The organism is Pseudomonas sp. EA_35y_Pfl2_R111 (genome assembly GCF_963970955.1).
Classification (GTDB): domain Bacteria; phylum Pseudomonadota; class Gammaproteobacteria; order Pseudomonadales; family Pseudomonadaceae; genus Aquipseudomonas.
Window position 1 is genome coordinate 1,700,355 of record NZ_CAXAOM010000001.1, and the last position, 13,167, is coordinate 1,713,521.

General features: G+C 62.6%; 9 protein-coding genes and 1 pseudogene. 8 read left to right on the plus strand and 2 right to left on the minus strand.

The features are described from left to right. Position 1: 1 nt before the first annotated feature. The 7 genes and pseudogenes from AACY25_RS20960 to AACY25_RS08055 form a co-directional block, all read left to right on the plus strand. Positions 2–2,842 (plus strand): annotated as a pseudogene (locus tag AACY25_RS20960) (PAS domain S-box protein); the annotation flags it as partial. Continuing rightward, positions 2,835–3,221, plus strand: a complete 387-nt coding sequence (locus tag AACY25_RS08030; protein WP_339523629.1) for a response regulator — start codon at positions 2,835–2,837, stop codon at positions 3,219–3,221. The pseudogene AACY25_RS20960 and the gene AACY25_RS08030, both read left to right, overlap by 8 nt. Continuing rightward, positions 3,214–4,866 carry a diguanylate cyclase gene (locus AACY25_RS08035; RefSeq protein WP_339523631.1) on the plus strand — a complete coding sequence of 551 codons (1,653 nt, stop codon included), beginning with the start codon at positions 3,214–3,216 and terminating at the stop codon, positions 4,864–4,866. The genes AACY25_RS08030 and AACY25_RS08035 overlap by 8 nt, the downstream gene beginning before the upstream one ends. A gap of 8 nt (positions 4,867–4,874) precedes the next feature. Then, entirely contained in the window at positions 4,875–5,333 is a 459-nt protein-coding gene (locus AACY25_RS08040) for a GNAT family N-acetyltransferase (protein WP_339523633.1), read from the plus strand. Positions 5,334–5,420: 87 nt separating this feature from the next. Next, entirely contained in the window at positions 5,421–6,710 is a 1,290-nt protein-coding gene (locus AACY25_RS08045; protein ID WP_339523634.1) for an NAD(P)/FAD-dependent oxidoreductase, read from the plus strand. A 129-nt stretch (positions 6,711–6,839) separates the two neighbouring features. Further along, on the plus strand, positions 6,840–7,397 hold the full coding sequence (locus AACY25_RS08050; protein WP_339523636.1) for a helix-turn-helix domain-containing protein: 558 nt from the start codon (positions 6,840–6,842) through the stop codon (positions 7,395–7,397). Between the two features lie 24 nt (positions 7,398–7,421). Further along, positions 7,422–8,768, plus strand: a complete 1,347-nt coding sequence (locus AACY25_RS08055) for a glutamine synthetase family protein (protein ID WP_339523873.1) — start codon at positions 7,422–7,424, stop codon at positions 8,766–8,768. A gap of 40 nt (positions 8,769–8,808) precedes the next feature. On the opposite strand, the gene chrA is transcribed toward AACY25_RS08055, so the two are convergent. Beyond that, on the minus strand, positions 8,809–10,152 hold the full coding sequence (gene chrA / locus AACY25_RS08060; protein WP_339523637.1) for a chromate efflux transporter: 1,344 nt from the start codon (positions 10,150–10,152) through the stop codon (positions 8,809–8,811). A gap of 142 nt (positions 10,153–10,294) precedes the next feature. Between chrA and pbpG the strand changes: the two genes are divergently transcribed. Then, complete coding sequence (gene pbpG / locus AACY25_RS08065) at positions 10,295–11,212, plus strand: D-alanyl-D-alanine endopeptidase (protein WP_339523638.1); 918 nt, start codon at positions 10,295–10,297, stop codon at positions 11,210–11,212. A 55-nt stretch (positions 11,213–11,267) separates the two neighbouring features. Here pbpG and AACY25_RS08070 read toward each other — a convergent pair whose 3' ends face one another. After that, positions 11,268–12,941 carry a putative bifunctional diguanylate cyclase/phosphodiesterase gene (locus AACY25_RS08070; protein ID WP_339523639.1) on the minus strand — a complete coding sequence of 558 codons (1,674 nt, stop codon included), beginning with the start codon at positions 12,939–12,941 and terminating at the stop codon, positions 11,268–11,270. Between the last annotated feature and the right edge of the window lie 226 nt (positions 12,942–13,167).

A 13,167-nucleotide genomic window follows, 5' to 3' on the forward strand; every position in this document is an offset into this window, starting at 1 on the left:
GTTACTCGAAGCCCTGCGCCGCGATAGCCAGCGCGAGCAGACCCAGCAGCGCATGCAGCGCCAGCAGGCGGCCTTGCGTGCCCTCAACGAGATTGCCGCACTGCCCAAGCTGAGCGCCCACGAGCAATTGCGCCAGGCCCTGCAATTAGGATCGGAGTTCTATGGCATGCCGATTGGCATCATCAGCCAGATCGAAGCTGACACCTACCGGGTAAGGGTCCAGGTATCGCCGCCCGACACCCTGCAGGACGGCCAGTGTTTCCCCCTCGGCGATACCTATTGCAGCATCACCCTGCGCTGCACGGATGTGCTGGCGATTGCCGCCATGGGCCAGAGCGAACATGCCGCCCACCCCTGTTACCCACTGTTTGCCCTGGAAAGCTATATCGGCACCAGCATCTGGGTTGCCGGCAAACGCTTCGGCACCCTGTGCTTCGCCTCAAGCGAGGCGCGCAATAGGCCCTTTGACGATGCCGATGAAGAGTTTATGCGTCTGTTCGCCCGCTGGGTCGGTGCCACCCTGGAACGCCTGCGTCATGAAGACCAGACACGCGAGGCGCGGCGCTTCCTGCAGGCGGTGCTTGATTCGGCCACCGGTGTGTCCATCATCACCACCGACTGCAGCGGCCTGATCACCCTGTTCAACTCCGGCGCCGAGCGCCTGCTGGGCTACCGCAGCGCAGAGGTGATCGGCCTGCACAGCCCGGCGCTGTTCCACCTGGCCGAGGAAATACGGGACCGTGAACAGCAACTGAGCCTGCAGTTCGGCACTGAAGTCAGCGGTTTTGCGGTGTTTACCCACCTCCCCGCCCAGGGCGAGCCGGAAACCCGCCAGTGGACCTACCTGCGCAATAATGGCGAGCAGCGCATCGTCAACCTCACGGTCAGCGCCATGCGCAATGCCGAGGGGGTGATCACCGGCTACTTGGGCATCGCCAGCGACATCAACGACCTGCATCAGGCCACCCGCGCCCTGCAGAAAAGCGAGAGTCGCTTCCGCGGCCTGGTCAGCAGTTTGCCGGGGGCGGTGTATCGCTGCCGCAACGATGAAAACTGGTCGATGAGTTACCTCAGCGAGGAAATCCAGGCACTCAGTGGCTATCCGGCCAGCGACTTTATCAACAACCGCGTGCGCAGCTTCTCCAGCGTGGTACACCCTGACGATCTGCCGATTACCTATAGCGCGGTGACTGCCATCGAACGCCAGGAGTCCTTCGAGCTGACCTACCGCCTACTGCACGCCGACGGCCATAGCGTCTGGGTAAGGGAAAAAGGCCGCGGGGAATACGACAGCCACGGCGAGCTGCAATGGGTTTCCGGATTTATCTGGGACATCAGTGACCGCAAGGCAGTGGAAGACCAACTGCGCCTCAGCCAGCAGCGCTTCAGCAGCGCCTTCAGCACCGCGCCTCAGGGCATGGCCCTGGTCTCGCTGCAAGGGCAGTGGTTGGAGGTCAATGAAGTGCTTTGCGAAATGCTCGGCTACAGCCGCGAAGAACTTCTGTGCAGCAACTTCCAGCAAATTACCCATCCCGACGACCTGGATGCCGATCTGCAACATATCGAAGAGCTGCTGGCCGGCGAGATCAGCACCTACCAGATGGAAAAACGCTATCTGGACAGCCAGAGGCGGATCATTTGGGTACTAATGAGCGTGTCGCTGGTGCGCGACAGCAATGATGCGCCAGTGCACTTCGTGGTGCAGATTCAGGATTTCAACGAGCGCATCGCCGCGGAAATGGCCATCCGCGAGCGTGAGGACTACCTGCGCACGCTGCTCGACAACGTGCTCGACGCGATTGTCACCATCGACCAGCAAGGCTATATCGAGACCTTCAACCACGCCGCCGAGCGCATCTTCGGCTACAGCCACCTGGAGGTCTCAGGGCACCGGGTAACGCTGCTGATGCCCGAACCACAACGCTCAATGCGCGCACGCTACCTCAGCCATTACCTGAAAACCGGCATCAGCCAGGTGCTCGGCAAGGAAATCGAGCTGACCGCCATGCGCAGCAATGGCGAAACCTTCACCGTCGAGCTGGCCATCTCGCAGATTAGCCACCAGGGCGAACGGCGCTTTATTGCGGTGATCCGCGATATCGAGGAACGCAAACGTATCGAGCGAATGAAGAACGAATTCGTCTCCACCGTCAGCCACGAGCTGCGCACCCCGCTGACCGCGATTTCCGGATCCCTCGGCCTGGTCAACGGCGGCGCTCTGGGTGCAGTGCCAGCGAGCATGCAGCAGATGCTGCAGATCGCCCAGGACAACAGCCAGCGCCTCAACCTATTGATCAACGACCTGCTCGACATGGAAAAACTAGTGGCCGGCAAGATGCTTTTCGAACTGCACGATGAGGCGCTACAGCCGCTGTTGGAGCAAGCCATCGAAGAAAACCAGCCGTACGCCAGCCACTACCAGGTGCAACTGCAGCTGCAAGGCCCGCCGACCCAGGCCCGCGCGCGCGTCGACAGACTACGCTTGGCCCAGGTGCTGGCCAATCTTCTGTCGAATGCGGCGAAGTTCTCGCCCCAAGGACAGAACGTGGAGATACGCGTGCAACAGCACGACGCGCGTATTCGCGTCAGCGTGACCGACCATGGCCCTGGCATACCGGAAAATTTCCAAGAGCGGATATTCAGCAAGTTCTCCCAAGCGGATGCCACCGACACCCGACAGAAAGGCGGCACCGGCCTGGGCCTGGCGATCAGCAAGGAAATCATCGAGCGCATGGGCGGACAGATCGGTTTCGACTCAAGCCCCGGTCACGGCGCGACTTTCTGGTTCGAACTGACTACCCTGGCCTTAGAAGCCAGCCCTGAGGAAAATCGGCATGCCTGAGCTGCAACGTATTTTGCATGTAGAGGATGACCCATCGATCCAGGCCGTAGCCAAGCTGGCACTAGAGGCCGTCGGTGGTTTTCAAGTGCTCAGTTGCTCATCCGGGCAAGATGCTCTGGATCAACTGCAAGGCTTTGCTCCGGACTTTATTCTGCTGGACGTGATGATGCCGGACATGGACGGCCCGCAAACCCTGGCGCAGATCGCCCGACTGATCGACCTCAGCCAGGTGCCCGTGGCCTTTATGACCGCCAAGGTGCAACCGGCGGAGATCGCCCATTACCGCAGCCTCGGCGCTCGCGATGTGATCATTAAGCCTTTCGACCCGATGCAGCTGGCCGCACAGGTACGCAAGATCTGGAGCCTGGCCCATGAGTAAAGGCAAGAGCGCCGCCGATGAACTGCAGCGGCACCTGCAGCAACTGAGCGATGCCTTCGCCCTGCGCCTGCAGGTAGAGCTGCCCGTCCTCGCGGAAAATGCCGAACGCCTGCTGCACGCCGCCGACCCGCAAGAACAACTGCAGCATTTGCAGAGCCTGCGCGATCAACTGCACAAGCTCGCTGGCGCCGCTGGCACGTTCGGCTTTAGCAGCCTTGGCCAGCGCGCGCGCGAGTTGGAACAGCAAGCCGATCAGTGGCTGGAAACCCTGCAGCAGGAACAACAGAGCCTGCAGGACTTCAGTCACAGCCTGCAGCAACTGGCGCGCCAGCAGTTCCAGGCCGAACGCAGCCAGGAACCCGCCACCCGCGCAGTCAAACCGCCACGGCAGAACAGCAGCGCGCGGCGCATTTATATCCTCGAAGATCAGCATTCGATTGGCGAAAATATGCGCCTGACGCTGAACAACTTTGGCTACCACGCCGAGCACTTCAGCCACATCAGCGAGCTCGACAGCGCCCTGCAGCAGCAATTGCCCGATGCGTTGATCGTTGACGTCAACCTGCCCGACGAAAACCTCACCGGTCTGGAATATGCCGCTGGTCTGCAGCAACGTCTGGACGAGCCGCTGCCGCTGCTGGTGATCACCACCCAGGACGACTTCGCCACCCACCTTGAAGCGGTGCGCGTCGGCGCCATGGGCTTTTTCACCAAACCGGTGGACATTCCGCAGTTGGAAAACCGCCTGGAGCGTTGCTTCGCTCAACAACAGGGCGAGCCCTACCGGGTGCTGATCATCGACGACGACCGCGAGCTGGCCAGCCGCTTCAGCCTGATTCTGCGCGGTGCCAATATGTTGGTGGAGATGCTGCACGAGCCAGCCGAGATCTTCGCCTGTATGCGCAGCTTCAACCCCGAGGTGGTGCTGCTGGATGTCAGCATGCCGGACTGCACAGGCCCAGAGCTGGCACAGATCATTCGGATGAACGACGACTGGCTGCGTGTGCCAATTATTTACCTGTCGGCAGAAACCGATATCAGCCGGCAGATGAACGCACTGATCAAGGCTGGCGACGACTTTGTAACCAAACCAATTTCCGACAACGCCCTGGTCGCTGCGGTGTTCTCCCGTGCACAGCGCGCCCGCCTGCTGAGCAATGCGTTGTCCCGCGACAGCCTCACCGGGCTGCTCAAGCACGCCGATATCAAGGAGCAGGCCGCAGTCGAACTGGAACGCGCGCAACGCAGCGGCAAGCCCGCTAGCGTGGCCATGCTGGATATCGACTTCTTCAAGAAGGTCAACGACAGCTACGGTCATGCTGCCGGTGACAACGTCATCCGTGCCCTGGCCAACCTGCTGCGCCAACGTTTACGGCGCATAGACAGCCTAGGCCGTTACGGCGGCGAAGAATTCCTCGTGGTCCTGCCGGATTGCCCATCGACCCAGGCGCTGCGCATTCTCGATGAAATCCGCCAGCGTTTTGCCGAGCTGCACTTTATCGCTGGAGGCCAGCAGTTCTCGGTAACCCTGAGCGCCGGCATCGCCTCCACCGAAGACGCACCAACAAGTGCCGACGACCTGCTGGAGAAAGCCGATCGCGCGCTGTACGCCGCCAAACATGGCGGCCGCAATCAGGTGCGCTGAACCCGCCAATGACTCGACCCATCCATATCCGCGCGTGCAGTGCGGCGCAGCTGCCGATGGCCCTGCTGCTGGAGGCCGATCCACACCTGCCTTATGTGCAGGCTTACCTGGCGCATGGTCACTGCTACCTCGCCGAGCACGATGGCGCGACCGTCGGCGTCTATGTGCTTCAGGCGCGCAGCCCTAGCACCCTGGAATTGATGAATATCGCCGTTGCGCCGAACTGCCAGGGCCAAGGCATCGGCACACAACTGCTGCAACACGCCCTGCACAGCGCCAGACAGTTGGGCGCAACGCGTCTGGAAGTCGCCACCGGCAGCTTCGGTCACCCGCTAACCTTCTACCAACGCGCCGGCCTGCGGGTGTATGCCGTCGAGCCAGACTACTTCCTGCTCTACTACCCCGTGCCGCTGTTCGAACAGGGCCTGCAGCATAAGGATCGCCTGCGTCTGGCCATCGACTTCTAGAGTCCAGAACCCTTCGCCCTTGGCTTTGTGAAATTTATCGCGTAAATTTTCATGAAATTATTTAAATAGAATTTCATGAGGCGCGCCATGTTCAAACAATCCGCCCAGCATATCGGCACCTACTACGCCGGCACCTACCCAGGCCCGATCCCCCTTCGTCCGCACCTGCAGGAGGCGTTGCAGTGTGATGTGCTGATCATCGGCGGTGGTTTCAGCGGCCTGCACAGCGCACTGCGCCTGGCACTGGCGGGCAAGAAAGTGGTGCTGCTCGAGGCCAGTCGCCTGGCGTGGGCGGCCTCCGGCCGCAACGGCGGCCAGGCGCTGCCGGGCTGGTCCTGCGATATGCCGCCGTTCGAGAAGGCCCTCGGCCTGGAACGCGCCCGCCGCCTGTGGGACAGCATGGTCTGGGCCGCCGAGGAAATGCGCGAGCTGCCCGAGCGGCATAACTTTGATATCGATTACCGCACTGGCGCGATCTACACCGCCGTGCTGCCGCGCCGCGTGCGCCAGTTGCAGGAGAGCCTGGAAGAGGCCGAGCAGAAGTACGGTTACTCGCAGCTGAGTTTTATCCCCAAGGAGCAATTGCCCGAGTGGATCGCCAGCCCACGCTACCTGGCCGCCCTGCATGACAGCGGTGCCGCTCATCTCAACCCACTGAAACTGGCCCAGGGCCTGGCCGATGCCATCGAAAAGGCGGGCGGAAAGATCTTCGAGCAGAGCAAGGCGCTGGACTACCGCGAAACTGCCGAAGGTTTTGTAGCGCGCACCGAACAGGGAGAAGTACGCAGCAATGTGCTGGTACTGGCCTGCAACGCCTATATCGATAAGCTCGATGCGCCGCTGGCGAAACGCCTGCTGCCAGTTGGCTCCTACCAGGTCGCCACCGCGCCACTGGACCCAGAGCTGGCGCGCTCGCTGTTCCCGCACGGCACCTGCGCCATCGACAACCAATTTGTTCCCGACTACTTCCGCGTCACCCCGGACAACCGTCTGTTGTTCGGCGGCGGCTGCACCTACCTGGGCGGCATCCCCAAGGATGTACCGGCGGCCACTCGACCTTATCTGGAGCGGGTGTTCCCGCAGTTGCGCGGCGTGCAGATCGACTATGGCTGGGGCGGGCATATCGACTGCACCATGCACCGCACCCCGGACGTTGGCCACAGCGGGCAGAAGTACTGGCTGCAGGGCTTCTCCGGTCACGGCATCCTGCCGACCCTGGCCGCCGCCCGCGCGGTCACTGATGCGATTCTCGGTGACGCCGACCTACTCGATCTGTACCAGGGTTTGAGCAATCCACGCTTTCCCGGCGGCGATCTACTGGCTGCGCCAATCGAGGCAGTAGGCAAGGCCTGGTATCGCCTGCGCGATGTCATTTGATGATGGCCAGAACGCTCTCGTAGGGTGGAAAACCGCACAGCGTTCTCCACAGGGTGGCCAACCACCAACGCCGGTGGATGGAAAAAGCGTCATCCACCCTACAAGAGCCCTCACACCAAGGAACACCTGATGGATATGCAGGAAGAAGTCGAAGGTCTGGCGATCCTGATCCGCGACCTGCGCAAGCACAAGAACCTCACCCTGGGGGAACTGGCCGCGCGGATTGACCGTTCGGTGGGCTTTCTCTCCCAGGTCGAGCGCGGCCTGTCGCGCCCAACCGTGGCTGACCTCACCGCCATCAGCGAAACCCTCGGCGTGCCGACCACCTATTTCTACAGCCTGAACAAGCCGCGCGCCGTGCCCTGGGTCACCCGCCCCGGCGAGCGCCGCACGCTGTATTACGCCGGCGGCATCACCGATGTGCTGGCCTCACCGACCATGTCGGGCGGCTTCTCTATGCTCGAAAGCCGCCTAGAGCCCGGCGCAACCAGCGGCGAAGGGCATTTGAATGACAGCTCCGAACAGGGCGGCTTTGTCCTCGAAGGCGAGCTGACGATCTGGTACGGCGGCGACGCCGAGCCGGTCACCCTCGGCCCAAACGACAGCTTTCAGCTGCCGCCGCACGCACAGTTTCGCTACGCCAACCTTTCCGATTCCCCAACACGAGTGCTTTGGGTCTTCACCTGACCCGTGCAGATAGCCGCCATGACAATAACAACCGCATTTCCCGACCTGCTTAGCGAAGTCCACGCCTTCCGCGCCGCCAACCCCGAGGTGCGCTATGTCGACCTGATCAGCCTGGACATCCCCGGGCATTTCTACGGCAAGCGCTACCCCATCGACATGCTGGAAAAAGTCGCCGCCGGCAGCCCGCTGAAAATCCCGCAGAACTGCGTGCTGCTTGGCGTGCAGGGCGGCCTGCACCCGATTGGCGATTACTGCTTTAACGACGGCGACCCGGATGCGCCGCGCCGCCTGATCCCCGGCACGCTCAAGCCGGTGCGCTGGGAAAGCCAGCCGCTGGGGCAGATGCTGATCAGCTCCGATGGCACCGAAGCACCGATCGAGTTCGAACCGCGTGAAGTGCTCGCACGCGTTCTCAAACGCTTGGCCGCACGCGGTATCCGCCCGGTGGTGGCGTTCGAGCTGGAGTTCTACCTGTTTGATCGCAAGCTGCAAGACGGCCTGCCGCAGTTCCCTCGCGACCCGCTGTGCGGCGATGAAGATGACCAGCCGAACATGCATATCGAACGGCTGTCGCGTTTTGCCGATGTGCTGCACGAGATCGTCGATGCCGCCAATGAGCAGGGCGTGGACGCCAACGTGATCACCGCCGAACTCGGCCCCGGTCAGTTCGAGATCAACTTCGGCCATTGCGACGACGGCCTGCGCGCCGCCGACTGGGCCGCCCTGTTCTGCCGCAGCACCCGTGGCGTGGCGCTCAAGCATGGCCAGCGTGCCAGCTTTATGAGCAAACCCTACCTGCACGCGCCGGGCAGCGGCATGCATGTGCACGTCAGCCTGTATGACGCCGCCGGCAACAACCTGCTCGCCGCCGATGAGCAACGCCCGCTGCGCCATGCAGTGGCCGGCTGTCTGGAGTTGCTGCCGCATTGCATGCCGATCTTCTCCGCCAACCACAATGCTTTCCGCCGCTATGGCGCCATGGTCAACGCCGCCAGTCGCGCCAGCTGGGGCTTCGAGGACCGCGATGCGTGCATCCGTATCCCCGAATCGGACGGCAAGAACCTGCGCATCGAACACCGCCTAGCCGGCGCCGACGCCAATCCGTATCTAGTGCTGGCGGCGATCCTCACCGGCATGGAACACGGCCTGAATGCCGGCAAGGAGCCGATTGCCCCGCTCAACGAAAACCGCCAGAGCGGCATCGACTTCCCCCAGGACATGCTCAGCGCCGTCAGTGCCATGCGCGACCACCCGGTGGTCAACCAGGGTCTGGGCGAGGAATTCGTGATGGTCTACTGCGAGAACAAGCGCCAGGACCATCTGGCGTTTATGCAGGAAGTCAGTGCGCGGGAATACCGCTGGTTCCTCTGACGGACAGCGCGCCCGTTGCCTCGGCAGCGGACGCGCGACTTCAACGCAATAGATACACCGCCAGCCCGGCCAGCGCCGACACCAGCAGCACCTCCATCACCCCACGCTTGAAGCGCAGCAGCGCCAGCGCCGCCGCTACGGCAAGCAACGCCGACGGCCAATCGAAAGTGCCGCCGAAGCCTTGCGGCCAGAGCACGTGGTAGGCAAAGAACAGCGCCAGATTAAGGATCACCCCGACCACCGCCGCAGTAATCGCGGTCAGGGGTGCGGTGAATTTCAGCTCGCCGTGGGTCGATTCCACCAGCGGCCCGCCGGCGAGGATGAACAGAAAGGACGGCAGAAAGGTGAACCAGGTGACCAGCGCTGCCGCCAGCGCACCACTGACAAAACCCGAATCGCCGCCGAACACCGGCTGCAAATAAGCCCCGACAAACGCCACAAACGCCACCACCATGATCAGCGGCCCCGGCGTGGTTTCGCCCAAGGCCAGGCCGTCGATCATCTGCGTCGGGGTCAGCCAACCATAATGGCCGATCGCACCTTGGTAGACATACGGCAGCACCGCATAGGCGCCGCCAAAGGTCAGCAGCGCCGCCTTGGTAAAGAACCAGGCCATCTGCGTCAGCGTGCCGTCCCAGCCATACAGCCAGGTCAGCAGGCCCATCGGCAGCAGCCAGAGCAGCGCGCCCACCGCCAGCAACAGCGCCAGGCGCGATGCGCGAAAGCGCGTATGCGCAGCCGGCGGGCTGTCATCATCGATCAGCGCCGGGCCATAGGAATGACTAGCCGCCGCATGCCCGCCCCCCAGGCTGAACTGCTGCGGCAGCAGGCGACCGCCCAGATAGCCGAGCAGGGCTGCGCCAATCACGATCAACGGAAACGGCAGGTTAAAGGCAAAGATGGCGACAAATGACGCGCCGGCAATGCCCCACAGCCAGTTGTTCTTCAGCGCCCGTGAGCCGATGCGCCAGGCCGCCTGCATGACGATGGCGGTGACCGCCGGCTTGATCCCGTAGAAGATCCCCGCCACCAGCGGCACATCACCGAAGGCGATATACAGCCAGGACAGGCCAATCAGGATAAACAGCGACGGCAGCACGAACAGCGCACCGGCGATCACGCCGCCCCAGGTGCGGTGCATCAACCAGCCAATGTAGGTGGCCAACTGCTGCGCCTCCGGCCCCGGCAGCAGCATGCAGTAGTTCAGTGCATGCAGAAAACGCCGCTCGGACAACCAGCGGCGCTTCTCCACCAACTCCTGATGCATGATCGCGATCTGCCCGGCCGGGCCGCCGAAGCTGATCAGCCCAAGCTTGAGCCAGAACCAGAAGGCCTCACCCAGGCTGACGGCGGGTGGCGCAGGCTGTGCAGACGATTCGGACATGCGGGCAACTCACGGTGATAAAAACGGTCGCACTATAGCGTGAGTGCATGACGATTTAAGCCCGCACGGCTCAAGCTCAGATACGGATTTCCGTATACTTGGCAGCGCTGTGCCCACCCTCAACCTGCCCGTGAAGCTCTCTGTGAAAATCCGCCATTCGATAGTAAGCCTGCTGCTAATCTGCAGCAGCGTTGTAGTTGCATCGAACACCCAGGCCGCCCCCGCCAAACAACAGGACCTGGCCGCCGGCAGCGCCCTGCTGGTCGATCTGCAGACCAATCAGGTGCTCTACGAGCGCAACGCCGACAGTGTGGTGCCGATTGCCTCGGTAACCAAGCTGATGACCGCCATGGTCACCCTCGACGCCAAGCTGCCGCTGGATCAGCAGCTGCCGATCATGATTCGCGATACCCATGACATGCGTGGCGTGTTCTCCCGCGTACGCGTGGGCAGCGAACTGAGCCGTCGCGACATGCTGTTGCTGGCCCTGATGGCCTCGGAAAACCGCGCCGCCGCCAGCCTGGCGCACCACTATCCGGGTGGCCACGCGGCCTTTGTCGCGGCGATGAACGCCAAGGCACGCGCCCTGGGCATGAAGAGTTCGCGCTTCGTTGAGCCCACCGGCCTGTCGGAGCACAACGTCTCCAGCGCCCGCGACCTGGTGCTGATGCTCAAGGCCGCGCGCCAGTACCCGCTGATCAGCCAGTTCAGCACCACCTCGGAAAAGACCCAGGCGTTCCGCAAACCCAACTACACCCTGGGTTTTCGTAACACCAACAACCTGGTGCGCAAGCCCGGCTGGAGCGTGCAGCTGAGCAAAACCGGTTACACCGGCGAAGCCGGCCGCTGCCTGGTGATGAATACCGTGATGAATAACCGCCCGGTGGCGTTCGTGGTGCTGGATGCCTTCGGCAAGTATACCCACATGGCCGACGCCAACCGCCTCAAGCGCTGGCTGGAAACCGGCAAGGTCACCGCCGTGCCGCCAGCGGCCATCAGCTACCGCCAGCAGAAACTGGCACAGCGCCAGGCTCAAGCCCAGAGCCAGGCCGCGCAATAAGCCCGCAAAACAAAAGGCCCGCAGCGAATGCGGGCCTTTTGCATCAGCAAGCAGCTCAGCTGTTGTTCAGACCAAGCAAGGGCTGGCGCATGCCGAACACCAGAAAGCGCGCCAGCTCGGGGAGCGGCAAAGCCTTGCTGATCAAGTAGCCCTGCACCTGATCGCAGCCGTACTGGCGCAGCAGCGCCAGCTGTTCGGCGTTTTCCACGCCCTCGCCCACCACCTGCAGGTTGAGGTTGTGCGCCAGATTGATCATCGCCCGAACCAACTGACGGTTTTCCGCGCGCTCGCCCATGCCGCCGACAAAGCTCTTGTCGATTTTCAGCAGGGTGATCGGCAGGTTGTTCAGATGGACGAAGGAGGAGAAGCCTGTGCCGAAATCGTCCAGTGAGAAGCGCACACCGAGGCGGGCCAGCGCCAACATGGTCTGCTGCACCTGATCGCTGCGGCGCATCACCGCGGTTTCGGTCAGCTCGAACTCCAACCACTGTGCATCGACGCCGCGCTCTTCGATCAGACGACTGAGGGTCGGCAGCAACTGGCTGTCCTGAAACTGGCGGAACGACAGGTTGATCGCCATATGCAGCGCCGGCAGGCCACGCCCGCGCAGCCACTGCATATCGCGTAGGGCGCGGCTGATCACCCAGTAGCCAAGCGGCACGATCAGCCCGCTTTCCTCGGCCAACGGTACAAATTCGTTTGGGGCCAGCAAACCATGTTCGCTATGACGCCAGCGCACCAGCGCCTCCAGGCCGACGATGCGCCCGGTCTGCAAACACAGACGCGGCTGGTAGTGCAGCTCCAGCTCGTCGCGGCGCAGGGCGCGGCGCAGCTCGCTTTCCAGGTCAGCCTGGTTGCGCGCACTGCGGTTGATCCGCTCGTCATAGATATGAAAGGTGCAGCCCTGCTGGCTCTTGGCCTGCTGCATGGCGATATGCGCGTGCCACATCAGCGGATCTGCACTGCCCTCGGCGCGGGAATGGGCCAGGCCCAAGCTGCAACCGATCAGCAGGCTTTCGCCGTCGATCCAGTAAGGCTCACCTAGAGCTTCGGTAATCTGCGCGGCCAGACGCTCGGCTCGCTGCGGGTCGCGGCGGCTGTCGAGCAGCAAGGCAAATTCATCGCTACCCAGCCGGGCCACCTGGTCGCCAGCTTGCAGCTGCGCCTTGATCCGCGCCACCACCTGCAAAATCAGGCTGTCGCCGCCCTGATAACCGAGGGCATCGTTGGCGTGGCGGAAGTTGTCCAGATCGAGATGGCCGAGGGTCAGGCCACGGCCTTCATATTCAGCCAGGCGCGCGGCGAGCAGGGTCTGAAAGCCCTGGCGATTGGCGATGCCGGTCAACGCGTCCTGCTCGGCCAGGCGGTGCAAGGTGTCGTTGAGGTTGCCGCGTTCGCGCACATAGCGCAGGCAGCGGCGTAGCACCTCGGTGCTGAGCTGGTTGCGCACCAGCCAGTCACATACGCCCTCTGGCTCGGCTTCGGGCTCGACATCTAGCAGCAGGACAATCGGTAGGGAACAGCGCCCGGAGGCAGGCAGGTATTTGGCAGTAGTCAGGAGCACGGCGTTGCTGGGTTTATCGAACAGTGCGCTGGCCGCTTCCCAGGAGGGTGCAGTGATCAGCGCATAACCACTGCCGAGCGCACCCAGGCGCTCACGCAGCAATTGCGCCCAGCCCGGCGTTTCCGCCAGCAAAAGCAACCGTAATGGTTCGACGAACGCGGACAAACAGCTTCCCCCACTGCACAAATAAAGAGCATTGAAACCGCTCGGATGCGTCGTAATCGACGTCTAATCACGCACATCCTTGTGTCAGTGGCGCGCCCCCTGCGGCATGGCAAGGACCCGAAAGTGGCACCAGAGTACTGGATTAGCAAAATTAACCAAGCCTGGCGGTTTGCCATTATGTGCACTGCAACACACTTCCAGATGGTCACAGCACAAAGCGCCAGGC